Annotated in this window: 17 protein-coding genes; 12 read left to right on the forward strand and 5 right to left on the reverse strand. The window is 66.4% G+C overall.

The window, feature by feature from the left end; all coding sequences use genetic code 11:
- Window positions 1-3 precede the first annotated feature (3 nt).
- The 4 genes from AC3QL2_RS23085 to AC3QL2_RS23100 all read left to right on the forward strand — a co-directional run bounded on the left by AC3QL2_RS23085 (window position 4) and on the right by AC3QL2_RS23100 (window position 5,580).
- Window positions 4-795: an enoyl-CoA hydratase/isomerase family protein gene (locus AC3QL2_RS23085; RefSeq protein ID WP_493232663.1), complete on the forward strand. Its 792-nt coding sequence runs from the start codon at window positions 4-6 to the stop codon at window positions 793-795.
- A gap of 13 nt (window positions 796-808) precedes the next feature.
- A complete protein-coding gene (locus tag AC3QL2_RS23090; RefSeq protein WP_493232665.1) occupies window positions 809-2,812 on the forward strand; it encodes an acetyl/propionyl/methylcrotonyl-CoA carboxylase subunit alpha in 2,004 nt (667 codons plus the stop codon).
- 151 nt (window positions 2,813-2,963) lie between these two features.
- Window positions 2,964-4,652, forward strand: coding sequence for an AMP-binding protein (locus tag AC3QL2_RS23095; protein ID WP_493232666.1), 1,689 nt, complete (start codon window positions 2,964-2,966; stop codon window positions 4,650-4,652).
- 16 nt (window positions 4,653-4,668) lie between these two features.
- A complete protein-coding gene (locus AC3QL2_RS23100; protein WP_493232667.1) occupies window positions 4,669-5,580 on the forward strand; it encodes a hydroxymethylglutaryl-CoA lyase in 912 nt (303 codons plus the stop codon).
- Window positions 5,581-5,615: 35 nt separating this feature from the next.
- Here the strand turns inward: AC3QL2_RS23100 and AC3QL2_RS23105 are convergent, their stop codons facing one another.
- On the reverse strand, window positions 5,616-5,996 hold the full coding sequence (locus AC3QL2_RS23105; RefSeq protein ID WP_493232668.1) for a rhodanese-like domain-containing protein: 381 nt from the start codon (window positions 5,994-5,996) through the stop codon (window positions 5,616-5,618).
- A gap of 134 nt (window positions 5,997-6,130) precedes the next feature.
- Here AC3QL2_RS23105 and AC3QL2_RS23110 point away from each other — a divergent pair, with 134 nt between their 5' ends.
- The gene (locus AC3QL2_RS23110) at window positions 6,131-7,438 is read left to right on the forward strand and encodes an NAD(P)/FAD-dependent oxidoreductase (protein WP_493232669.1); all 1,308 of its coding nucleotides are present in this window, start codon (window positions 6,131-6,133) and stop codon (window positions 7,436-7,438) included.
- A 273-nt stretch (window positions 7,439-7,711) separates the two neighbouring features.
- Entirely contained in the window at window positions 7,712-8,239 is a 528-nt protein-coding gene (gene pal, locus AC3QL2_RS23115; protein WP_493232670.1) for a peptidoglycan-associated lipoprotein Pal, read from the forward strand.
- A gap of 139 nt (window positions 8,240-8,378) precedes the next feature.
- Here pal and fdhF read toward each other — a convergent pair whose 3' ends face one another.
- From fdhF to AC3QL2_RS23130, 3 genes are read right to left on the reverse strand one after another with little or no spacing between them, the layout of a single operon-like run.
- Window positions 8,379-11,231 (reverse strand): formate dehydrogenase subunit alpha, encoded by a 2,853-nt coding sequence (fdhF, locus tag AC3QL2_RS23120; RefSeq protein ID WP_493232671.1) that lies wholly within the window; start codon window positions 11,229-11,231, stop codon window positions 8,379-8,381.
- Window positions 11,232-11,241: 10 nt separating this feature from the next.
- A complete protein-coding gene (locus tag AC3QL2_RS23125; RefSeq protein WP_493232672.1) occupies window positions 11,242-12,792 on the reverse strand; it encodes a formate dehydrogenase beta subunit in 1,551 nt (516 codons plus the stop codon).
- A complete protein-coding gene (locus AC3QL2_RS23130; RefSeq protein ID WP_493232673.1) occupies window positions 12,789-13,292 on the reverse strand; it encodes a formate dehydrogenase subunit gamma in 504 nt (167 codons plus the stop codon). Before AC3QL2_RS23130 ends, AC3QL2_RS23125 begins: the two co-directional genes overlap by 4 nt.
- Window positions 13,293-13,572: 280 nt before the next feature.
- On the opposite strand from AC3QL2_RS23130, the gene AC3QL2_RS23135 reads away from it, so the two are divergent.
- The 6 genes from AC3QL2_RS23135 to AC3QL2_RS23160 all read left to right on the forward strand — a co-directional run bounded on the left by AC3QL2_RS23135 (window position 13,573) and on the right by AC3QL2_RS23160 (window position 19,842).
- Complete coding sequence (locus AC3QL2_RS23135) at window positions 13,573-15,963, forward strand: HAMP domain-containing protein (protein ID WP_493232674.1); 2,391 nt, start codon at window positions 13,573-13,575, stop codon at window positions 15,961-15,963.
- 14 nt (window positions 15,964-15,977) lie between these two features.
- Entirely contained in the window at window positions 15,978-16,955 is a 978-nt protein-coding gene (locus tag AC3QL2_RS23140; RefSeq protein WP_493232675.1) for a chemotaxis protein CheX, read from the forward strand.
- Window positions 16,956-16,988: 33 nt separating this feature from the next.
- Window positions 16,989-17,354, forward strand: coding sequence for a response regulator (locus AC3QL2_RS23145; protein WP_493232676.1), 366 nt, complete (start codon window positions 16,989-16,991; stop codon window positions 17,352-17,354).
- Window positions 17,355-17,371: 17 nt separating this feature from the next.
- Window positions 17,372-18,163, forward strand: coding sequence for a methyl-accepting chemotaxis protein (locus tag AC3QL2_RS23150; RefSeq protein ID WP_493232677.1), 792 nt, complete (start codon window positions 17,372-17,374; stop codon window positions 18,161-18,163).
- Window positions 18,156-18,728, forward strand: coding sequence for a hypothetical protein (locus AC3QL2_RS23155; RefSeq protein WP_493232678.1), 573 nt, complete (start codon window positions 18,156-18,158; stop codon window positions 18,726-18,728). Before AC3QL2_RS23150 ends, AC3QL2_RS23155 begins: the two co-directional genes overlap by 8 nt.
- Window positions 18,729-19,035: 307 nt before the next feature.
- Complete coding sequence (locus tag AC3QL2_RS23160; RefSeq protein ID WP_493232679.1) at window positions 19,036-19,842, forward strand: response regulator; 807 nt, start codon at window positions 19,036-19,038, stop codon at window positions 19,840-19,842.
- A gap of 18 nt (window positions 19,843-19,860) precedes the next feature.
- Here AC3QL2_RS23160 and mfd read toward each other — a convergent pair whose 3' ends face one another.
- Window positions 19,861-23,304 (reverse strand): transcription-repair coupling factor, encoded by a 3,444-nt coding sequence (gene mfd / locus AC3QL2_RS23165; protein ID WP_493232680.1) that lies wholly within the window; start codon window positions 23,302-23,304, stop codon window positions 19,861-19,863.
- Window positions 23,305-23,344: the final 40 nt, after the last annotated feature.

The raw sequence follows: 23,344 nt of genomic DNA on the forward strand, positions 1-23,344 counted from the left end.
GCCATGTACGAGACGCTGGAAATCCTCCGCGACGGTGCCGTCGCGACGATCTGGATGAACCGCCCAGAGGTGCATAACGCCTTCAACGAGCAACTCATCTTTGAGCTCACCGCCGCCTGCCAGGCTCTCGACGCGGACGCCAGCGTGCGCGTGGTGGTGCTCGCTGGGCGTGGCAAGAGCTTCTCGGCGGGCGCCGACCTCAACTGGATGAAGCGCGCCGGATCGGCCACGGTGGACGAGAACCTCGCCGACGCGCGGCGCCTGGCCGGCATGCTGCGGGTGCTTGCAGAGCTGCGCAAACCCACGCTGGCCCGCGTGCATGGCGCGGCTCTCGGCGGCGGCATGGGGCTGGCTGCTGCCTGCGACATCTGCGTGGCTGGCGAGGGCGCGGTGTTCGCCACGTCCGAAGTGAAGTTCGGAATCATCCCGTCGGCCATCAGCCCCTACGTGCTGCGCGCCATCGGTGCGCGCCAGGCTTACCGCTATTTCCAGAGCGCCGAGCGCATCTCTGCAACACGGGCTTATGAACTGGGCCTCGCCCACGAGGCGGTGCCGGCCGATGGGCTGGATGCCAAGGTGGGCGAGATCGTCACCGCGCTGCTGCAGGGCGGGCCGCTGTCCCAGGGCGCCGCCAAGGACCTGATCCGCGCGGTGGCCGACCAGCCCGTCGATGACGCGCTGGTCGAAGACACCGCCCGCCGCATCGCCAGCCTGCGCGCCACGCCGGAAGCCCGCGAAGGCCTCGCCGCCTTCCTCGACAAGCGGCCGGCGGCATGGATCGCGGATAAACAATAAGAAGGGAGACAGCATGTTCAACAAGATCCTGATCGCCAATCGCGGGGAGATCGCCTGCCGCGTCATCAAGACGGCGCGGCGGCTCGGCATCAAGACAGTGGCGGTGTATTCCGAGGCGGATGCGGGCGCGCGCCACGTGCGTCTGGCCGACGAGGCAGTGCTGATCGGGCCGGCGGCGGCGCGGGAGAGCTATCTGGTAATCGAGCGGATCATCGACGCCGCCAGACAGACTGGCGCCCAGGCGATCCATCCGGGCTACGGTTTCCTGTCGGAGAACGAAGACTTCTGCCATGCCTGCGAGCAGGCCGGCATCGTCTTCATCGGGCCGCCCGTGTCGGCGATCCGCGCGATGGGTTCCAAGTCGGAAGCCAAGAAGCTGATGGAAAAGGCCCATGTGCCGCTGACCCCCGGCTACCACGGCGACCACCAGGAACCGGGTTTTCTCAACGTGCAGGCGGACGCCATCGGCTACCCGGTGCTTATCAAGGCGGCGGCCGGCGGCGGCGGCAAGGGCATGCGGCTGGTCGAGCGCAGCGAGGACTTTCTCGATGCGCTGGCGTCCTGCAAGCGTGAGGCCGCCTCCAGTTTCGGCAGCGACCATGTGCTGGTCGAGAAATACCTGACCCGGCCGCGCCACATCGAGATCCAGGTCTTCGGCGACACGCTGGGCAACTACGTCTACCTGTTCGAACGGGATTGCTCCGTGCAGCGCCGCCACCAGAAGGTGCTCGAAGAAGCGCCGGCGCCGGGCATGCCGCCGGAGCGCCGCGCCGCGATGGGCAAGGCTGCTGTCGATGCGGCGCGAGCGGTCGGCTACGTGGGCGCGGGGACCGTCGAGTTCATCGCCAATCAGGACGGCACCTTCTACTTCATGGAGATGAACACCCGCCTGCAGGTGGAGCATCCGGTGACCGAGATGATCACCGGCCTCGATCTGGTCGAATGGCAGCTCCGCGTGGCGTCTGGCGAGCCCTTGCCGCTGGCCCAGGAACAGCTGGCGATCAACGGCCACGCGCTGGAGGCGCGCATCTACGCGGAAGATCCGTCCAAGGGCTTCCTGCCTTCCACCGGCAAGCTGCTGCATCTGGCACCGCCGGAAGAGGGCATGCACGTGCGCGTGGATACCGGCGTGGAGGAGGGCGACGAGATCTCGCCCTTCTACGATCCGATGATCGCCAAGCTGATCGTCTGGGACGTGAACCGCGACCGGGCGCTGGCGCGCATGCTGCAGGCGCTGGCCGAATACCGCGTGGTCGGCGTCGCCAACAACATCGAGTTCCTGTCCCGCCTGACGGCCTGCCCGGCCTTCGCCAACGCGGACCTGGACACCGGCCTGATCGAGCGCGAGAAGGACTATCTCTTCCCGGCCCAGCAACAGCCGACCCGCGAAGCCTGGCTGGCCGTGGCGCTGGCCGAGCTGCTGCGCGAACGCCAGCGCGCCGCGGCCATCGCCGCACGGCATCCGGAGCCGGCTTCGCCGTGGCACCGGCGCGACGGCTGGCGCATGAACGCGCCGGCGGCCCGCAACCTGATGTTCCGCTTCGGCGACGCGCAGAAGACCCTGTGCGTGGCGGCCCATGGCGAGCGCTTCGACATCACGCTGGACGACGTGACGAGCGCGGTAAGCGGCAGCCTCAACCCGCGCGGCCTGTTGCGGGCCGAGTTCGACGGCCTGCGCACCACCGCGACGGTGGTGGTGGCCGGCGAGCGGCGCCACGTTTTCGGGCACGGCCACACCTGGCAGTTCGCCGCGGTGGACCCGCTGCACCACAGCGGCGAAGGCGGCGGTGCCGAAGGCGGCCTGCTGGCGCCGATGCCTGGCAAGGTGATCGCGCTGCTGGCCGAGGCCGGCGCCACGGTGGCCAAGGGCGCGCCGCTGCTGATCCTCGAGGCGATGAAGATGGAGCACACCATCACCGCGCCCTCCGCGGGCCTCGTCAAGGCCTTCCGCTTCGCCGTCGGCGACCAGGTGGGCGACGGCGCCGAGCTTGTGGAGTTCGAGGCGGCTGCGGAGTAAGGCAACACGGCGAGGGGCGATGTCGATCGCCCCCGCCTGCTGGGCGTCATTCCCCCGGGGCGCGTTCCCGCGCCCCCGACAGATCCAATCCGCCAGCCCGCGCAGACGGGAGCGGACCGCTGCAATCCACAACCAAGATGTGAGGAGACCCATGAACGCGCTGAGCTACGTCCACGGAGCATCGAACAAAGCCCTGATCGGCCAGACGATAGGCCGCCATTTCGACCTGGCCTGCGCCCTGCACGCGGAGCGGGAGGCACTGGTGGCGCGCCACCAGAACGTGCGCTTCAGTTATGCGGAGCTGCGCCTCAAAGTCGATGCGCTGGCCTGCGGCCTGCGTCGCCTGGGCCTGCAGCCGGGAGAGCGGATCGGCATCTGGTCCCAGAACCGGCTGGAATGGACGCTGACCCAGTTCGCCACCGCCAAGGCTGGCCTGGTGCTGGTGAACATCAACCCGGCCTACCGGCGCAGCGAGCTGGAGTACGCACTGAACAAGGTCGGCTGCCGGGCGCTGATCCTGTCGCCGTCCTTCAAGAGCAGTGACTACCTGGAGATGCTGGCCGATCTGGCGCCGGAGCTGGGCCATTGCGAGCCGGGCCTGCTGCGCGCCCACAAGCTGCCGAGCCTGGAGATCGTCGTCCGCCTGGGCGCCGAGCACACGCCGGGCATGCTCAACTTCGACAGCCTGTGCAGGGCGCCGAGCCGCGACGAGCTGGCGGAGCTGGAAGAACTGGGCGAGCGCCTGCAGTTCGACGATCCGATCAACATCCAGTTCACGTCGGGAACGACCGGCAATCCCAAAGGCGCCACGCTGTCCCATCACAACATCCTCAACAACGGCTATTTCGTTGGCGAGGCGATCCGCCTGGTGCCGGGCGACCGGGTGTGCATTCCGGTGCCGCTGTACCACTGCTTCGGCATGGTGATGGGCAACCTGGGCTGCCTGACCCACGGCGCGACGATGGTCTATCCGGCCGAGGCCTTCGAGCCGCTGGCGGTATTGCAGGCGGTGGCGGAAGAGAAATGCACCGCCAGCTACGGCGTGCCGACAATGTTCATCGCCCAGCTCGACCACCCGGAGTTCGCGCGCTTCGACCTGTCCAGCCTGCGCACCGGCATCATGGCCGGCAGCCCGTGCCCGATCGAGGTGATGAAGCGGGTCATCGAGCGGATGCACATGAGCCAGGTGACCATCGCCTACGGCATGACCGAGACCTCGCCGGTCAGCTTCCAGAGCGCCACCGACGACAGCATCGAGCGGCGGGTGTCCACCGTCGGCCGCGTGCAGCCCCATTGCGAGGTGAAGATCGTCGATAGCGACGGCCGCATCGTGCCCCGTGGCACGCCGGGCGAGCTGTGCACCCGCGGCTACTCGGTGATGCTGGGTTACTGGGGTGACGAGGCGAAGACCGCCGAGGCCATCGACAAGGCCGGCTGGATGCACACCGGCGACATCGCGACGCTGGACGAGGAAGGCTTCTGCAACATCGTCGGGCGCAGCAAGGACATGGTGATCCGCGGCGGCGAGAACATCTACCCGCGGGAGATCGAGGAATTCCTGTACCGCCACCCGAAGGTGCTGGACGTGCAGGTGGTCGGCGTGCCGGACAAGAAGTACGGCGAAGAGCTGTGCGCGTGGATCATCGTGCGCGAAGGGGAACGCCTGACGGAAGAGGACGTGCGCGCCTTCTGCCAGGGGCAGATCGCCCATTACAAGATCCCGCGCTACATCTGCTTCGTGGACAGTTTTCCGATGACGGTGACCGGAAAGATCCAGAAATTCCAGATCCGCGAGAAAATGAAGCAGACCCTCGGCCTCGATGAGGCCGCGACAGCCTGATAGAAGAAAGGAAGCCATGAACCTGCCCCAGCGCGTACGCATCGTCGAAGTCGGCCCCCGCGACGGCCTGCAGAACGAGAAGAAGCTTGTCGGTACCGACACCAAGGTCGAGCTGATCGCCCGCCTTGGCGCCGCCGGCCTGAAGGCCATTGAGGCGACGGCCTTCGTGTCGCCCAAGTGGGTGCCGCAGATGGGCGACAACGCCGAGGTGATGGCGCGCATCGTGCGCCTGCCCGGCGTCGACTATCCGGTGCTGACGCCCAACCTGAAGGGCTTCGAGGCGGCGCTGGCGGCGGGGGTGAAGGAGGTGGCGGTATTCGCCGCGGCGTCCGAGTCCTTCAGCCGCAAGAATATCAACTGCTCGGTCGCGGAATCGCTGGCGCGCTTCGTGCCGGTGCTGGAAGAGGCCCGCGCTGCTGAAGTGCGGGTGCGCGGCTACGTGTCCTGCGTGCTGGGCTGCCCCTACGAGGGTGAGGTGGTGCCGGAGGCGGTCGCCGACGTGGCGGCGCGGCTCTATGAGATGGGCTGCTACGAGGTCAGCCTCGGCGACACCATCGGCACCGGCACGCCGGGCAAGACGCGCCGCATGCTGGATGCGGTGGCCCGGCGGGTGCCGATGGACAAGCTGGCCGGCCATTACCACGACACCTACGGGCAGGCGCTGGCCAACATCTATGCGTCGCTGGAGGCGGGCGTGGCGACCTTCGACACTTCGATCGCCGGCCTCGGCGGCTGTCCGTACGCAGTGGGCGCATCCGGCAACGTGGCGACAGAAGACGTGGTGTACATGCTCGACGGCCTGGGCATCGAGACCGGCATCCAGCTCGATGCGCTGGTGGATACCGCCTGGTGGATCTGCGGCGAGATCGGCCGGACCTGCGGCTCGAAGGTCTCGCTGGCCCGGCGGGGGTGTGCGGCGGCGGCCTGATGGAAGTGGCCCGGACAGCCAGGCCACTGCATTGCCTATTCGAAATCCGGCAATTGGGGCCGCGCCACCGGGTGGCCGGCGGCGACCCAGGAATCGAAGCCCCCTGCGAGCGATTCGACCTTCAGGTAGCCCATGTCGAGCAGTGTGGCGGCGGCCAGCGCAGCACGTCCGCCGCTCTTGCAATACAGCATGATCTGCAGGTCGCGGGCGGTGAGCTCCGGTGCTGAGCTCATGCGGAATTCCAGCATGCCGCGCGGGATGTTGATGGCGCCGGGGATGTGGCCGGCGACGTATTCGTCGGGCTCGCGCACATCCAGCAGGATGTTGGCGTCGCGGATGGCCGCGTCGGCCTTGCTCATCTCGATTTCCGTGATCCGCTGCTTGGCGGCAGCGACCAGGTCGTGGGCTGATTTCATGGTTTCCTCGCAAGGGCTTGTGTGACTGGCGTTCGCGCCTGAAGTGCGTGAACGTAGTTTTTGCTTTTGGTTTGGGTTTAATATTAGAAAATACTAATATGAAAATTATAACCCATCCACAAAGGAGGAGACACATGGCCAGGATCGTTGTCGTCGGTGCGGGCATCGGTGGTGTGCCTGCGGCTTATGAGCTGAAAGCCCGGCTGGGCAAGGGACATGAAATCACGCTCGTCAATGCGAGCGATTACTTCCAGTTCGTTCCTTCCAACCCGTGGGTCGCGGTGGGCACACGCACGCGGGACGCGATCACCGTGCCGCTGCGTCCGCATCTGGAGAAGAAAGGCATCGCCTTCGTGGCGCAGGCTGTCGCCGCGGTGCAGCCGGCGCAAAACACGCTGCAACTGGTCGATGGCAGCACGCTTGAATACGACTATCTGGTTCTGACGACCGGCCCCCGGCTGGCCTTTGAAGAGGTTCCGGGCGCCGGGCCAGTGGACGGACACACCCATTCGATCTGTACGACCGACCACGCCGAGCGGGCCCACGCGGCTTACCAGGACTTCCTGCACGACCCCGGCCCGGTGATCGTCGGCGCGATGCCTGGCGCCAGCTGCTTCGGGCCGGCCTATGAGTTCGCCTTCATCCTCGATGCCGACCTGCGCCGCCGCAAGCTGCGCCACAAGGTGCCGATCACCTTCGTGACCAGCGAGCCTTACATCGGTCACCTGGGCCTGGGCGGCGTGGGTGATTCCAAATCCATGCTGGAAAGCGAATTCCGCAACCACGACATCAAGTGGGTGACGAATGCGAAGACGAGCCGCGTGGAGCCGGGCCTGTTGCACACGACGGAGCTCGACGGTCTGGGCAATCCGCTACGGGACCATGAGCTGCCGTTCCGCTACGCGATGATGCTGCCGGCCTTCAAGGGCGTGGACGCAGTCGCCGGCGTGGACGGGCTGTGCAATCCGCGCGGCTTCGTGTTGATCGACGAGCATCAGCGCAGCCGCGCGTACCGCAACATCTTCGCAGCGGGCGTGTGCGTGGCCATTCCGCCAGTGGAGGTGACGCCAGTGGCGACCGGTGCGCCGAAAACCGGCTACATGATCGAGACGATGGTCACCGCCATTGTCGACAACATCGCCGCCGACCTGGAAGGGAAGGAGGCGAAGGCCAAGGGCACGTGGAACGCGATCTGCCTTGCGGACATGGGCGACAGCGGTGCGGCCTTCGTCGCCTTGCCGCAATTGCCGCCGCGCAACGTCAACTGGTTCCGCAAGGGCAAGTGGGTGCATCTGGCCAAGGTGGCCTTCGAGAAGTACTTCCTGCACAAGGTGAGGGCGGGTACGTCCGAGCCGATCTACGAGAAATACATCCTCAAGGCGCTGGGCATCCTGCGGCTGGAAGACAAGCAACTCGGCGGGGAAAAGTCCGCAGTTCGCTAAGGAACTCGCGCTGCAGGTGGTCAATCGGCAGCTGCTGCCGCAAAAGTCTGGCTGGAGCCTGGCGCGTTGTCAGGTGAGTGAAGGCTTGCTTGGGCCACAATGTGAGGGAGAACTGTTGACGCATCCAGGCCATGCGGCCCATTTCGTGCAGAAATGCAGCATTTTTCGGTGATCTGCCTGGATAAGTGGGCGCCCCAACTTGCGCAAGCACCGTTGCGTCACTATATTCAGCGACCTTGTAGCCCACCCCAATCCCAGAGGAGCCTGTAGTTCATGAAAAAGTCCGCCCTGTTGACCGTACTGGCCGCCGCCGTGCTGGCCGCCTGCTCGTCGAACGCGCCGAAGACCGCCGCCACCACCGAGCAACCGGTTGAGGCGCCCAAGGCTGCTGTTGCTCCGGTTCCCGCCGCCGGCATGTCCGCTGCTGAACTCGAAGCCCGCAAGATTGCTGAAGAGCGCGCCGCGCTGGGCAAGCAGAGCGTTTACTTCGCCTTCGACAAGTTCAACGTTGAAGCCAAGTACGCCGACGTGCTCAAGAACCAGGCTGCCTTCACCAACGCCCACGCCAGCGACGTGATCAGCATCGAAGGCAACGCCGACGAACGCGGCAGCCGCGAGTACAACCTGGCCCTCGGCCAGAAGCGTGCCGAAGCCGTGCGCAAGGCGCTGGTCACGATGGGCCTGTCCGACGCCCGCCTGGAAGCCGTCAGCTTCGGTTCCGAGAAGCCCCGCGCCGACTGTCACGAAGAGAAGTGCTACGCCGAGAACCGTCGCGTGGACTTCAACCACAAGGACAAGTAATCCGCGTCCTGCCGCTTCAGTCCTGAACTGAACCGGCCGGACCTCGCGTTCCGGCCGGTGGCGTGGCGAGGCCCGCAGCCCCCTTCCGAAAGGAGGGGATCTGCGGGCCTCGTGGTTTTTACGGCCGGGCTTGCGTGCGTCAGCCGGTGGTGGAGGTGGCGCTCTTCAGCAGTTCGAGCTGCTCGTCGCGGCGGCGGGCGAAGCGTTGCTGCCAGTCGGAAGGCTGCGTGCACAGGCTGACCTGCACCGCGGTGACCTTGTATTCCGGGCAGTTGGTGGCCCAGTCCGAGTTGTCAGTGGTGATCACGTTGGCGCCGGATTCCGGGAAGTGGAAAGTGGTGTAGACCACGCCCGGCTGCATGCGCTCGGTGATGGTGGCGCGCAACACCGTCTCGCCGGCCCGGCTGGCGATGCCGACCCAGTCTCCGTCCCGGATGCCCCGGTCTTCCGCGTCCACCGGATGGATCTCCAGCCGGTCCTCGTCGTGCCAGGCCACGTTGGCGGTGCGGCGGGTCTGGGCGCCGACGTTGTACTGGCTGAGGATGCGGCCGGTGGTGAGGATCAGCGGGAAGCGCCGGGTGACCTTCTCGGTGGTCGGCACGAAGGCGGTCAGCATGAAGCGCCCCTTGCCGCGGACGAAGCCGCCCACGTGCATCGTCGGCGTGCCGTCCGGTGCGGCCTCGTTGCACGGCCACTGGATGCTGCCCTTGCGTTCCAGCAGGTCGTAGCTCACCCCATGGAAGCTGGGCGTCAGGCGGGCGATCTCGTCCATGATCTCCGACGGGTGGGCGTAGTGCATCGAGTAGCCCAGCGCCGCGGCCAGCGCCAGCGTGGCTTCCCAGTCCGCCTTGCCGGCCAGCGGCGGCATCACCTTGCGCACGCGGGAGATGCGCCGCTCGGCGTTGGTGAAGGTGCCGTCCTTTTCTAGAAAGCTGGAGCCGGGCAGGAAGACGTGGGCCCACTTGGCGGTTTCGTTGAGGAACAGGTCCTGCACCACCACGCACTCCATCTGCGCCATGGCGGCTTCCACGTGCTGGGTGTTGGGGTCGGACTGCACGATGTCCTCGCCCTGGATGTACATACCCTTGAAGCTGCCATCCAGCGCCGCGTTGAACATGTTGGGGATGCGCAGGCCGGGCTCCGGATCGATGCTGACCTGCCAGGCGTCCTCGAAGAGGGCCCGGGTGGTGGCATCCGACACGTGGCGGTAGCCGGGTAGTTCGTGCGGGAAGGAGCCCATGTCGCAGCTGCCCTGCACATTGTTCTGGCCGCGCAACGGATTGACGCCGACGCCGGGCCGGCCGACGTTGCCGGTGGCCATCGCCAGGTTGGCGATACCCATCACGGTCGTCGAGCCCTGGCTGTGCTCGGTGACGCCGAGGCCGTAGTAGATCGCCCCGTTGCCGGCCTGGGCGTACAGGCGGGCGGCGGCGCGGATCTCCGCTGCCGGTACGCCGGTGACGGGCTCGGCCGCTTCCGGGGAATTCTCGGGTTGGGACACGAACGCGCGCCAGGCCTCGAAGGCCTCCAGCTCGCAGCGCTCGGCCACGTAGGCTTCGTCCACCAGGCCTTCGGTGACGATGGTGTGGGCCAGCGCATTGACCATCGCCACGTTGGTGCCGGGGCGCAGCTTGAGGTGATGGGCGGCGGCCACGTGGGGCGTGCGCACCAGATCGATGGCGCGCGGATCGACGACGATCAGGCGGGCGCCCTGGCGGATGCGCTTCTTGAGCAGCGAGCCGAACACCGGATGGCCGTCGGTGGGGTTGGCGCCGATCACCATCACTACGTCGGCCTTCAGCACCGAGGCGAAGTCCTGGGTGCCGGCGGATTCGCCCAAGGTCTGCTTGAGGCCGTAGCCGGTCGGCGAATGGCAGACGCGGGCGCAGGTGTCCACGTTGTTGTTGCCGAAAGCGGTACGGACCAGCTTCTGGACCAGGTAGGTCTCTTCGTTGGTGCAGCGGCTGGACGTGATGCCGCCCACCGCGCCGCGGCCGTATTTGGCCTGGATGCGCTTGAATTCGCCGGCGGCGTAGGCCAGGGCTTCGTCCCAGCTCACCTTCTGCCACGGCGCGTCGATGCTGGGCCGGATCATCGGCGTGGTGATGCGATCGGCGTGGGTCGCGTAGCCCCAGGCGAAGCGGCCCTTCACGCAGGCGTGGCCCTGGTTGGCGCCGCCGTCCTTGGCCGGCACCATGCGCACCACCTGGTTGCCCTTGACCTCGGCCTTGAAGGAGCAGCCGACGCCGCAATAGGCGCAGGTGGTGGTGACGCTGCGCTCGGCCTGGCCGAGTTCGATCACCGATTTCTCCATCAGCGTGGCGGTCGGGCAGGCATTTACGCAGGCGCCGCAGGACACGCATTCGGAGTCCATGAAGGCCTGGTCCTGGCCCGGCGACACGCGGGAGTCGAAGCCGCGGCCGGAGATGGTCAGCGCGAAGGTGCCCTGGGTTTCCTCGCAGGCCCGCACGCAGCGGTTGCAGACGATGCACTTGGCCGGGTCGTAGCTGAAGTAGGGGTTGGACTCGTCCTTGCAGGGCTCGCTGAAGTGGTTCTCGCCCTTGAAGCCGTAGCGCACCTCGCGCAGGCCGACGACGCCGGCCATGTCCTGCAGCTCGCAGTTGCCGTTGGCGGAGCAGGTCAGGCAGTCCAGCGGGTGGTCGGAGATGTAGAGCTCCATCACGTTGCGGCGCAGCTCGGCCAGCTTGGGCGTCTGGGTGCGGACGACCATGCCGGCTTCCACGGGTGTGGTGCACGAGGCCGGGAAGCCCTTGCGGCCCTCGACCTCCACCAGGCACAGGCGGCAGGAGCCAAAGGGCTCCAGGCTGTCGGTGGCGCACAGCTTGGGGATGGAGCAGCCGGACTGGCCGGCGGCGCGCATGATGCTGGTGCCGGCAGGCACGCAGACCGGTTGGCCGTCGATGAGCAGGCTGACCGGGGTATCGGATTCGCGGGCCGGGGTGCCGAAGTCGGTTTCGCGGGGCAGGGACATGGGGTGTTCCTTACTCGGCAGTGACCGGCGCGATGCCGAAATCCTGCGGGAAATGGGTGAGGGCGGATTTGACGGGGTAGGGGGCCATGCCGCCCAGCGCGCACAGGGAGCCGCTCTGCATGGTGTCGCACAGGCTGTCGAGGAGGGCCAGGTTGGCGTCCCTGTTCTCGTCGGCGATGATGCGGTCGATGACCTCCACGCCGCGCGTCGAGCCGATGCGGCACGGCGTGCATTTGCCGCAGGACTCGGTCGCACAGAATTCCATCGCGTAGCGGGCCAGCTTTGCCATGTCGGCCGTATCGTCGAAGGCGACCAGCCCACCGTGGCCGATCATCGCGCCCATCGCGGCATAGGCTTCATAGTCGAGGGGCACGTCGAACCGGGATTCCGGCACGTAGGCGCCCAGCGGGCCGCCGACCTGCACGGCGCGGATCGGCCGGCCGCTGGCCGAGCCGCCGCCGTAGTCGAGCAGCAGCTCGCGCAGCGTGATGCCGAAGGCCTTTTCGACGAGGCCGGGGTGGCGCAGGTTGCCGGCCAGCTGGAAGGGCAGCGTGCCGTGGGAGCGGCCCATGCCGTAATCCCGGTAGAAGGCCGCGCCGCGGGCGAGGATCAGCGGCACCGCGGCGAGGCTCATCACGTTGTTGATCACCGTCGGCTTCCCGAACAAGCCCTGGATGGCCGGTAGCGGCGGCTTGAAGCGCACGATGCCGCGCTTGCCCTCCAGGCTCTCGAGCATCGCGGTTTCCTCGCCGCACACGTAGGCGCCGGCGCCGAGGCGCACTTCCAGCTCGAAGCTGCGGCCGGAGCCGGCCACGTCGTCGCCCAGCCAGCCGGCTTCGCGGGCTTTGGCGATGGCCTGCTGCAAGGTGTGGAAGGCGTGGGGGTATTCGGAGCGCAGGTAGATGTAGCCGTGCCGCGCACCGACAGCGAGGCCGGCGATGGTCATGCCCTCGATCAGGCAGTAAGGGTCGCCTTCCATCAGCATGCGGTCGGAGAAGGTGCCGGAGTCGCCTTCGTCGGCGTTGCACACCACGTATTTGTCCGGCCCCGCGGCGTGCAGCACGGTGTTCCACTTGATGCCGGTCGGGAAAGCCGCGCCGCCGCGCCCGCGCAGGCCGGAGTCGGTGACTTCCTTGACGATGGCGGCGCCGTCCAGGCCGACCGCCTTCAGCAGGCCTTCGAAGCCGCCGTGGGCTTCGTAGTCGGCAAGGGACAGCGGATCGGTAATGCCGACGCGGCGGAAGGTCAGACGCTCCTGGCCGGCGAGGAAGGGAATGTGCTCGGTCAGCCCGTGGCCCAGGCGGTGCATGCCGCCTTCGTGAAAGCCGGCGTCGAACAGGGCCGGCACGTCGTCCGGCGTCACCGGGCCGAAGGCCAGCCGGCCGGCGTGGCTGCCCACCTCGACGAGGGGCTCCAGCCAGTACATGCCGCGGGAGCCGTTGCGGACGACTTCGATGTCGAGGCCGCGGGCGGCAGCCTCGGCGACGATGGCCTGGGCCACGTCCTCGGCGCCGACCGACAGCGCGCCGGAATCGATGGGAACGAAGATGCGGATGCTCATGCCGGCACCTCCTCGCGCAGCCCCTCGATGACGCGGTCGAAGCGCGCGCAGCTGACCCGGCCGAGGATCTCGTCGCCGACGCGGATGGCCGGCGAGCAGGCGCAGTTGCCGAGGCAATAGACCGGTTCGAGGCTGACCGCGCCGTCCGGTGTGGTCTGGTGCCAGTCGATGCCGAGACTGCGCTTCGCATGCTCTTCCAGCGCCACCCCGCCCTTCGCCTGGCAGGACTCGGCGCGGCATACCTGAACCACGTGGCGTCCGGGCGGGCTGGTCCGGAAGTGGTGATAGAAGCTGACGACCCCGTGGATCTCGGCACGGCTCTGGTTCAGCGCGGCGGCGATGACGGGAATGGCCTCGGGCGGAACCCAGCCGAGGGCGTCCTGTATCGCGTGCAGCATCGGCAGCAGGGCGCCGGGCCAGGTGCGATGGGTGTCCACCGCGGCATGGATCGCTGCGAGGCGGTGTTCGGGCGGTGCGACCGTAGCGGGTGTCACGGACATGGCATTCCTCAAGGTGCGAAACGGCGGGCGCCGTATTCGATTTGCGAGGAATGGTAGCCGGGCTTGCCGTGGTTCGGCATCGAGAAAAGTCGAACGGCTGTTCGGTGTCCCCGAAGGGTAATGCGCAGGGAAAGTCGCGACCGTCACAAGAATATAACTAAAGATATACATACTCCGGCCTCCCGCAGATTGTTGCTTTCTGTTTCGCTGTGCCGGCGGTCTGGTTTCGGCTGGAAACGAAGGTGCGACGCGGCTTTGTCCATTCCTATCGATACCAAGCATGAATATCCGACATCGCATCATCCTGCTGGTCGTCCTGAGCCTGACGGCGATGCTGTCCATCGGCGGCTATGCCGTCCTGCAGTCCCGCTCGAACGCTTCCGAAGTGCGCATCGTCACCGAGGGCATCGTGCCCAGTGCGCTGGCATCGGCCGACCTGGTCGCCCACCTGAAGGACGTCCAGCTGACGACGATGGAGCTGATTTCGGCACCGGACGCCAAGCTGGCGCTGCAGACCGAGGACAAGCTGAAGGCCGACAAGGCGGCGCTCAAGGCGGCCATCGAACAGCAGGCGACGCAGGCCACCAGTGACACCCAGCGCGGCCTCGTCGTGCAGGCGAAGGAGAGCCTCGACAACTACTTCGCGGCCATCGACGACGCGACCCGCTTCAAGCTGGCCGACCAGAAGGAGATGGCCGAGGCCGCGCTGTTCGGTGCGGTGGGCGAGTACCAGCGCGAGATCCAGTCCGTCGTCGAGACCCTGCGCATCGAGAAGAACCGCAGCAAGGACGGCGCCATCACCGCCCTCAACGACAGCCTGGCGCAGACCGTGACCGGCATCTCGGCGGCGGCGCTGACCGCGCTGGCGATCCTCGCCGCGGTCGGCGGCATGCTGTACCGCCAGGTGGTGCGGCCGATCGGCCGCATGCAGTCGATGATGACCGAGATCGCGACGAACCAGGACTTCAGCCGCCGCCTGCCGGTCGAGCGGGAGGACGAGATCGGCCGCTCCATCGTCGCCTTCAACACGATGCTCGCCAAGATCGAGGAAAGCTCGGCCCAGCTGCGCCAGAAGACCGCCGACATCCAGACCATGCTGCAGAACATGCCCCAGGGCATCCTGACCATTGCCGAAGGCAACCGCGTGCATCCGGAGTATTCGGTGTACCTCGAGAGCATCTTCGAGACGCAGAACATTGCCGGGCGCGACATGATGGAACTGGTGTTCTCCGGCACCAACCTGGGTTCCGACCTGCTGTCGCAGATCGAAGCCGTCGGCGGTGCCTGCATCGGCGAGGACGCGATGAACTTCGAGTTCAACGCCCACCTGCTGCCCGGCGAGATCGAGAAGACGCTGGCCGACGGCCGCGTGAAGACCCTCGACCTCAACTGGTCGCCGATCACCGATGCGGACGGCAACACGGTGCGCCTGCTGCTGTGCGTGCGGGACGTGACCGAGCTGCGCAAGCTGGCCGCCGAAGCCAACGAGCAGAAGCGCGAGCTGGAGATCATCGGCGAGATCCTGGCGGTCAGCCAGGAGAAGTTCCATGAGTTTATCGCCGGCGCCCTCAAGTTCGTCGACGAGAACGAAGCGCTGATCCGCCAGAGCGACGAAGTGCAGACCGACACCATTGCCCGTCTGTTCCGCAACATGCACACCATCAAAGGCAACGCCCGGACCTATGGCCTGCTGCACCTGACCAACCTGGTGCACGAGGCGGAGCAGACCTACGAGGCCCTGCGCCGCCCGCGCCCCGACATCGCCTGGGATCAGGAGCAATTGCTCGAGGAACTCAACGGCGTGCGCGCCGAGGTGGAGCGTTACGCCCGCATCAACGAGGTCAGCCTGGGCCGCAAGGGGCCGGGCCGCCGCGGTGGCGTCGAGCGCTACCTGATGGTGGACCGGGAGCAGATCCAGCACACCCTGCAGCGCCTGGAGACGGTGAACACCGGCAACATGCGGGAACTGGTCGCCGCCCGCGACGAAGTGCACCGCGTGCTGCGCCTGCTGGGCACCGAGGCGATCGGCCAGGTGTTGTCCGGTGTTTTCGATTCCCTGCCGTCGCTGGCCAGGGAGCTGGGCAAGGTGGCGCCGATGGTCTCCATCGACGACAACGGCTACGTGGTGCGCAGCCAGGCCGGCAGCCTGCTGAAGAACGTCTTCATGCACCTGATCCGCAACGCGGTGGACCACGGTCTGGAAACCGTGGACGAGCGCATGGCCGCCGGCAAACCGCTGGCCGGCTTGATCTCCCTCGATGTGAACGTGCGTGACGGTCAGCTCCAGCTAGCGCTGCGCGATGACGGGCGTGGCCTGGCACTGGCGCGCATCCGCCGCATCGCGGTCAACAAGGGGCTGATCGGCGAGGATGCGCAGCTCGACGACGTGACGACGGCCAGGCTGATCTTCCAGGCCGGCTTTTCGACGGCCAGCCACGTGACCGAGGTGTCCGGCCGCGGTGTCGGTATGGACGCGGTGCTCGACTTCGTGAAGCGCGAGCATGGACGTATCGAGATCATGTTCCTGGACGATGCCGAAGGCGCTGACTTCCGCCAGTTCCAGATCGTCGTCTGTCTGCCCGACAGCTTCGCCGTGCGCGTCGACATGACGCCCGATACCCACGACACCTACGCCCGCCAGGCCTCCACGGCCGCGCAGATAGCAAGTTGAACAGGGAGAGGGCGATGAACATGAACAGCGACAAACTGGTCGTCAGCAAGGTGCTGATCCTCGACGATGCGATCGGGCATTTCGACGGTCTGAAGGCCTTCTGCAGCGATGCCAGCCTGCTCGGCATCCGTCCTCAGCAGGGCGATGCCGGCAGCGTGATGGGCATCCTGCGTTCAAACGTGGACCTGGGCGGCATCATGCTTTACGAGAACTACGGCGGCCCTGCCGGTGAAGGGCTGGCCCTCGCCCGGGAGATCCACGCGCTGCGCCCCGAACTGCCGATCTTCCTGCGCCGGGACGCGATGGCCAGCGTGGCCGGCCTGGCCGAGCGGGACGCGGCGATGTTCCGCTGCGCCTACACGCTGCAGGATCTGCAACATCTGCGCGCCTCCCTCGACGCGTCGATCTTCAGCCGGGTCTATCCCAACGAGCTGGTCCGTGGCATTGCGGAGATGACACGCACTTCGCTGGAAAGCCTGTTCCGCGGCTGCGATGTGGACATGGAGACGCCCTATCTGGTGAAGGACAGGATCATCCACGGCGAGGTGTTCACGATGATCGCCATCGAGAGCAACTGGTGCCGCGGCTACATGATGCTGCAGGCCTCCGAGAGCGCCTTGCTCCACCTGCTGGGCGAGGACTGCGAAGAGCGGGAGCCGATGGGATTCCGCGAGCTCAACAACGTGCTCGGCGAGGCCACCAACCTGGTCTGGGGTTCGTTCAAGAACCGCTATGTCGGAACGACCGACAAAGGGTTCCACGGCCAGACCCAGGTGCCGATCATCATCAATCATCACCGCAACTACATTTCCTTCGGCTCGGAGGATCCGCAGCTGTGCTTCAAGTACACGCTGCGTCCGCAGGGTCGTGGGGACGTGGCGGTGCCGGTGTACCAGCGTTTCGTGTTCAACCTGAGCTGGTCGCCGGAAGCCTTTCACGAAAATCCATCCGTCGAGGCGCTGGTCGAATCCGGCGAGCTCGAACTGTTCTGAACATCCGTTTTTCAATTTTGAGGAGTATTTCCCATGGCACAGGTTTTGGTCGTCGATGATTCCAGCACGGTCCGCAACGAAGTCTGCGATTTCCTGAAGGCCAACGGTCTGACGGTCAGCGCGGCGGTGGATGGCCGCGACGGGCTGGACAAGCTGAAGGCGGACCCGGGCATCAAGCTGGTCGTCAGCGACGTGAACATGCCCAACATGGACGGCCTGACGATGGCCGAGAAGATCCGCGGCGAGCAGCGCAACGCCAGCGTCAACATCATCATGCTGACCACCGAGAACAGCCCGTCGATGAAGGAGCGCGGCAAGGCGGCCGGCGTGAAGGGCTGGATCGTCAAGCCCTTCAACGGCCCAGCGGTGGTCGGCTCGCTGAAGAAACTGGTCGGCTGAGGAGCGCGGAAACATCGATGGAAACGGGATTGAACGCCTTCCTGGTCGCGCTGCTTGGCGGCAGCCTTGCCACCTCCGTGTGGTGGTCGAAATGGACGCAGGTCCGCAAGAGCCATCGTTCGGCGCTGGCCGAGCGGGACCGGCTCATCGACGAGCTCGGGCCGCGCATCCCGCCGGCCGAGGCGGAGGCGGCGCGGGCCTCGCTGCAGGCGCGCATCGACGCGCTGGAGCAGCGCCTGGCGGCCCAGCAGCACAGCCACCAGGCGGCGCTCGCCCGTAGTCGTGAGGAGACCGAGGCGGCGAGTGCCGCCTCCCTCGCGGCGCTGGAAGCAGCGCACCGGCAGAAACTGGCCGAGCAGCGCAGCGCGCTGGCCGCGGAGCAGGGCGCCTGGCAGGGCAATGTGGCGTCCCTGCAGGGCATGACCCGCAGCCTGGAGCGCTGGCATGGCGAGATGCAGGCCATCCTGCGCAACAACCAGGAGCTCAAGAAACAGAACGAGCAGTTCCAGAACATCAACAAGAGCGTGGTGATGCTCGCCCTCAATGCGTCCATCGAGGCGGCCCGCGCCGGCGAGCACGGCCGCGGCTTCTCGGTCGTCGCCGACGGCGTGCGCGACCTGGCGCTGACCTCGACGCGCCTGGCGCAGGACTACAAGACCAACCTGGACAAGAACGACCTGATCACCACGACCACCTTCCAGGACATGCAGGCCAGCGGCAACATGATCCGCACGGCGCTGTTCGGGCTCGGTGCGACGACGGACCGCATTGCCCAGATCGTCGCCGGGCAGGACGGGTCGCATGATTAGCCGGGACGCGCGGGAATCCATCGAATGGCTGTTTGAGAAGGCGATCCGCGAACACAGCAAGCAGGTGGCATCGGACAGTTGCGAAATCCACGCACATGCGGGCCGGGATGCGGCGGGGAGCGCCACCGACGCCCACCTGGTGGTGCTCAACATTTCGTCCTACCTGTTCAGGATCGTCGCGCTGTTCGAGTTCGAGCGGGACGGCGGGATGCGCGGCCATCTGGCCGGGCTGCTGGGACTGGATGAGCGGACGCTGGACGAACACGTGGTGTTCGATGCCTACGCGGAATTCGTGAACATGGTGTGCGGCGCGGTCAATCGCGGGCTGTCGGCACGTTTTCATGCCGGCATGTCGACGCCCTTCTTCCTCGAGAGCGCCTGTGTGGATCACGTGGCGATCCTGCAGCCGACCGAGATCATCGTGCTGACGGCCACGATCAACGATGCCGCCCGCTTCCGGCTGACCCTGTGCGTACAGGTGGCGAGCAACGAGACGCTGGACTTCCGCCTCGACCGGCATGAAGAGCAGCAGGTGGAATCGAGCGGCGAGCTGGAGTTCTTCTAACTGCTTGCGGAGGCATTTCAAAGTGATTTATTTCACTTGCATATAAATGCGAATTGGCTAAACTCCACAGCGCGACATCTTGATGAGTCATCTCCATCCGGATGTCGTTCTGTAGATGACTCCCAGCTTTTGTCCGGCCACCCCCTGGCCGGCTTTTTTTTGCCCCTTGCTTTTGCTCTGGTGCTGTCTGCATCCCGGGGTAGTCGATCCGGGAGGGCCGCTTTCGCCAATTTTTGGCGGATCGACCTCAATTTTTTTCATTTTTGTTCGCTAACAGTCCCGTCCAAACTGGTTAGGCACAAGAACAATGACGAACACCGCTTCGCGATTCGAGAACACTCGGCTCCTGCTCGTAGAGCCGTCGGCGCTGCAGGCCAAGATCATCCAGCGGGAATGTGAGGAAATCGGGCTGACTCACGTCCGCACGGTCGGCAGCGCCATGGAGGCACTGGAGACGATGTGTGTGGAGCGGCCGGACGTGGTGCTCAGCGCCCTTTATCTGCCGGACCTGCCCGGAACCGAGCTGGTGGCGGCGATGCGCACCGATCCGCGTCTCGAAGACGTGGCCTTCATCCTGATTTCCAGTGAAACCCGCCCGCAGGCGCTGGACCCAGTGCGGCAGGCTGGCTTGTGCGGCATCCTGCCCAAGCCCTTCGATGCCTCCCAGCTTGCCAAGGCGATCAGCCGCACGATGGACCTGCTCAGCACCCGTCGTGATCTGGAGAATGAGATCGACCTGGAGGAACTGCGCGTGCTGCTGGTGGACGACAGTCCCAATGCACGCAAATTCATCCGGCGCATTCTGTCCAACCTCGGCCTGCAGCATTTCATCGAGGCAAGCAACGGGCGCGAGGCCGTCAGCCTGCTCGGCGACACGATGGTTGACCTGATCGTTACCGACTACAACATGCCGGAAATGGACGGGAAGGAGCTCGTGGAGTATGTGCGGACCCGCAGCTGGCAGCAGGCGGTGCCGATCCTGATGGTGACCAGCGAATCGGACGCCGGCCGCCTCGCCGCGGTGGAAGAGGCCGGGGTGTCCGGCATCTGCGACAAGCCGCTGGAGCCCGAGATGCTGCTTGATCTGCTTACATCCATGCTCCAGCGGGAATAGGACCGGCCGGTAGACGGATCAGGCCTTCACGGCCTCAAGCAGGTCGCGGGCGGCCTTGACCCGGGCCTTGATGTCCGGCATCGACAGCTTGCGTAACAGTTTGTCTGGGCCGGACATGCGGACGCTGCGGTCCTTCTGCATCAGCAGGATGACCTTGGTCGGGTCAATCGGCGCGGTGGCGTCGAACTGCACCGACAGCTGGGATTCGGACGCGTCGAGCTTGGCCACGCCGAAGGGCTTGACCAGCATGCGCAGGCGGTGGGTTTCGAGGAGCGCGCGGGCCTGCGGCGGCATTTCGCCAAAGCGGTCGATGAGCTCTTCCTGCAGCGCCTGCAGATCGTCTTCCGTCTCGCAATTGGCAAAGCGCTTGTAGAGGGTCAGGCGCTCCTGCACGTCGCTGCAGTAGTCGTTGGGCAGCAGGGCCGGGGCGTGCAGGTTGATCTCTGACACCACTTCCAGCGGCTGGCTGAGGTCCGGCTCCTTGCCTTGCTGCAGGTCGCGCACCGCGCGCTTGAGCATTTCGGTGTACAGGCTGACGCCAACCTGCTGCATCTCGCCGGACTGGTTTTCGCCGAGCACTTCGCCGGCACCGCGGATCTCCAGATCCTGCATCGCCAGATAGAAGCCGGAACCCAGTTCTTCCATCATGGTGATCGCCTCCAGGCGCTTCTGGGCCTGGGCGGTCGGCTTGGCGTGAGCGTCGGTGAGCAGGTAGGCGTAGGCCTGGTGGTGCGAACGGCCGACGCGGCCGCGCAGCTGGTGCAGCTGGGCCAGGCCGAAGCGGTCGGCCCGGTTGATGAGGATGGTGTTGGCGGTCGGGATGTTGATGCCGGTCTCGATGATCGTCGTACACAGCAGCAGGTTGGCCTTCTGCGTCGTGAAGTCGCGCATCACACGCTCCAGCTCGCGCTCCGGCAACTGGCCGTGGCCGATCACGATGCGCGCCTCGGGCAGCAATTCCTCGAGGGATTCGCGCATGTTCTCGATAGTCTCGACCTCGTTGTGCAGGAAGTACACCTGCCCGCCGCGCTTGAACTCGCGGATCACCGCCTCGCGGACGATGCCCTTGCTGTGGCGCTGCACGAAGGTCTTGATGGCGAGGCGTTTCTGCGGGGCGGTGGCGATCACCGAGAACTCCCTCAGGCCCTCAAGGGCCAGCCCCAGCGTACGCGGGATCGGCGTGGCGGTGAGGGTCAGGATGTCCACCTCGCTGCGCAGGGCCTTGAGGCCTTCCTTCTGGCGCACGCCGAACCGGTGCTCCTCGTCGATGATGACGAGACCCAGGCGCTTGAAGGTGACGTCCTTCTGCAGCAGCCGGTGGGTGCCGATGAGGATGTCCACCTTGCCCTCGCCGAGCTGCTTGATGGCCTCGGCCTGCTCCTTGGCGCTCTTGAAGCGGGAGAGCTCGGCGACCCGGATCGGCCAGTCGGCGAAGCGGTCGGCGAAGGTCTGGTAGTGTTGCTCGGCCAACAGCGTTGTTGGGCACAGCACAACCACCTGCTTGCCATCGGCCACCGCGATGAAGGCGGCGCGCAGCGCGACTTCGGTTTTGCCGAAGCCCACGTCGCCGCACACGAGGCGATCCATGGGCTTGCCGGACTTCATGTCGGCGATGACGGCCTCGATGGCGGCCAGCTGGTCCGGCGTCTCCTCAAAGCCGAAGCCTTCGGAAAAGGCTTCCAGGTCGTGCTGCTTGAAGTCGAACTTGTGGCCCTTGCGCGCTGCCCGCTGGGCGTACAGCGCGAGCAGTTCGGCGGCCGTGTCGCGGACCTGCTGGGCGGCCTTCTTCTTGGCCTTTTCCCACTGGCCGGAGCCGAGGGTGTGCAGGCTGACCGCTTCCGGGTCGGCGCCGGCGTAGCGGGTGATCACATGCAACTGAGACACCGGTACGTAGAGCTTGTCGCCGTTGGCGTACTCCAGGTGCAGGAACTCGGTCTGGCCTTCGCCGAGATCCATGTGCACCAGGCCCATGTAGCGGCCGATGCCATGGCTGGAGTGAACGACCGGGTCGCCTTCCTTCAGTTCGGACAGGTCGCGCAGCCAGCCTTCGACGGTGGCCGCCTTGCGGCTGTCGCGGCGGGTCCGGGTACGGGCGGTGGCGGCGTACAGCTCCGACTCGGTGACGACGGCCAGCTTCGCCTCCGGCAGGATGAAGCCGGCCGCCAGCGGCCCGGTGCCGAGGGCAAGGCCGGCGTCGCCGCCGAGGAAGGCGTCGAAGTCCGCCGTCGCTGCCGGCTTCAAGCCGTACTCGGCGAAGAATTCAGCAATGGTCTGTTGGCGGCCGGCCGATTCGGCCAGGATCAGTACGCGGCCCGGGAAGCCGTCGGTGAACGTCTTCAGGCGATGCAGTGGATCGGTGGCCTTGCGCTCCACGGACACGTCCGGCAGCGCCTGGGTCGGCCCGTCGCCGCCCGATTCCGGCAGGGCGAGGCGGGTGCGCTCCTTGAGCGCGACGAAGAAGGCCTCTTCCGACAGGAACAGCTGGTCCGGCGGCAGGATCGGCCGGGTCTTGTCGCCGCCGAGCAGCTGGTGGCGGCTGCGGGCGTCCTTCCAGAAGGCCTCGATGGCACCCGGCACGTTGCGGTGGAGCAGCACCGGCGCGTTGTCGGGCAGGTAGTCGAAGAGGGTCGCCGTCTCGTCGAAGAACAGCGGCAGGTAGTACTCGATACCCGCCGGCGCGATGCCGTGGGAGACATCCTTGTAGATCGGGCTGCGCGACGGGTCGCCTTCGAAGGCTTCGCGGAAGCGACCGCGGAAGCGCGTGCGGCCGGTCTCGTCCATCGGAAACTCGCGGGCCGGCAGCAGGCGGACTTCCTTCACCGGGAACACCGTGCGCTGGGTATCCGGGTCGAAGGTCTTGATGCTCTCCACTTCCTCGTCGAACAGGTCGATGCGATAGGGCAGGGCGGCGCCCATCGGGTAGAGATCCACCAGGCCGCCGCGCACGCTGTATTCGCCCGGCGACATGACCTGGGTGACATGGGCGTAGCCGGCCACCGTCATCTGCATGCGCAGGCGCTCGACGTCGAGCTTTTCGCCCTGCTTCAGGAAGAAGGTGTAGGCGGCCAGGAAGGCCGGCGGTGCCAGCCGGTACAGCGCGGTGGACGCCGGCACCAGCGCGATGTCGGCCTCGCCGCGGCTGATTGCGTAGAGCGTGGAAAGGCGCTCGGAGATCAGGTCCTGGTGCGGCGAGAAGCTGTCGTAGGGCAAGGTTTCCCAGTCCGGCAGCAGGTGGGTGCGCAGGCCGGGCGCCAGCCAGGCGATCTCGTCGGACAGACGCTGGGCATCCAGCGGATTGGCCGTCACCACCACCAGCATCCGCCCGCCGCCCGCCAGACGGGCGATCGCCAGCGCGTCGGAGGAGCCGGTACAGGCCGGCAGGTCCAGACGCTGGCCGGGCTTGGCCTTGGCGTGAGCATCGAAAGCGGGCAGGAGGTCGCGGAAGGAGGGTGAGGCAGTCATGCGGAATGGGGCTGCAGCGGAAACAAGGGGCGAATTATAG

The organism is Zoogloea sp. GW822-FHT05C07 (assembly GCF_058800215.1).

What these genes read in the sequence shown, in the direction of transcription:
- AC3QL2_RS23105 (WP_493232668.1), bottom strand. Translation starts at nt 5,996, where the DNA reads ATGAAATCAGCCCACGACCTGGTCGCTGCCGCCAAGCAGCGGATCACG.
- AC3QL2_RS23095 (WP_493232666.1), top strand. Translation starts at nt 2,964, where the DNA reads ATGAACGCGCTGAGCTACGTCCACGGAGCATCGAACAAAGCCCTGATC.
- AC3QL2_RS23145 (WP_493232676.1), top strand. Translation starts at nt 16,989, where the DNA reads ATGGCACAGGTTTTGGTCGTCGATGATTCCAGCACGGTCCGCAACGAA.
- AC3QL2_RS23090 (WP_493232665.1), top strand. Translation starts at nt 809, where the DNA reads ATGTTCAACAAGATCCTGATCGCCAATCGCGGGGAGATCGCCTGCCGC.
- AC3QL2_RS23110 (WP_493232669.1), top strand. Translation starts at nt 6,131, where the DNA reads ATGGCCAGGATCGTTGTCGTCGGTGCGGGCATCGGTGGTGTGCCTGCG.
- AC3QL2_RS23150 (WP_493232677.1), top strand. Translation starts at nt 17,372, where the DNA reads ATGGAAACGGGATTGAACGCCTTCCTGGTCGCGCTGCTTGGCGGCAGC.
- mfd (WP_493232680.1), bottom strand. Translation starts at nt 23,304, where the DNA reads ATGACTGCCTCACCCTCCTTCCGCGACCTCCTGCCCGCTTTCGATGCT.
- AC3QL2_RS23125 (WP_493232672.1), bottom strand. Translation starts at nt 12,792, where the DNA reads ATGAGCATCCGCATCTTCGTTCCCATCGATTCCGGCGCGCTGTCGGTC.
- AC3QL2_RS23130 (WP_493232673.1), bottom strand. Translation starts at nt 13,292, where the DNA reads ATGTCCGTGACACCCGCTACGGTCGCACCGCCCGAACACCGCCTCGCA.
- AC3QL2_RS23155 (WP_493232678.1), top strand. Translation starts at nt 18,156, where the DNA reads ATGATTAGCCGGGACGCGCGGGAATCCATCGAATGGCTGTTTGAGAAG.
- pal (WP_493232670.1), top strand. Translation starts at nt 7,712, where the DNA reads ATGAAAAAGTCCGCCCTGTTGACCGTACTGGCCGCCGCCGTGCTGGCC.
- fdhF (WP_493232671.1), bottom strand. Translation starts at nt 11,231, where the DNA reads ATGTCCCTGCCCCGCGAAACCGACTTCGGCACCCCGGCCCGCGAATCC.
- AC3QL2_RS23135 (WP_493232674.1), top strand. Translation starts at nt 13,573, where the DNA reads ATGAATATCCGACATCGCATCATCCTGCTGGTCGTCCTGAGCCTGACG.
- AC3QL2_RS23140 (WP_493232675.1), top strand. Translation starts at nt 15,978, where the DNA reads ATGAACATGAACAGCGACAAACTGGTCGTCAGCAAGGTGCTGATCCTC.
- AC3QL2_RS23085 (WP_493232663.1), top strand. Translation starts at nt 4, where the DNA reads ATGTACGAGACGCTGGAAATCCTCCGCGACGGTGCCGTCGCGACGATC.
- AC3QL2_RS23160 (WP_493232679.1), top strand. Translation starts at nt 19,036, where the DNA reads ATGACGAACACCGCTTCGCGATTCGAGAACACTCGGCTCCTGCTCGTA.
- AC3QL2_RS23100 (WP_493232667.1), top strand. Translation starts at nt 4,669, where the DNA reads ATGAACCTGCCCCAGCGCGTACGCATCGTCGAAGTCGGCCCCCGCGAC.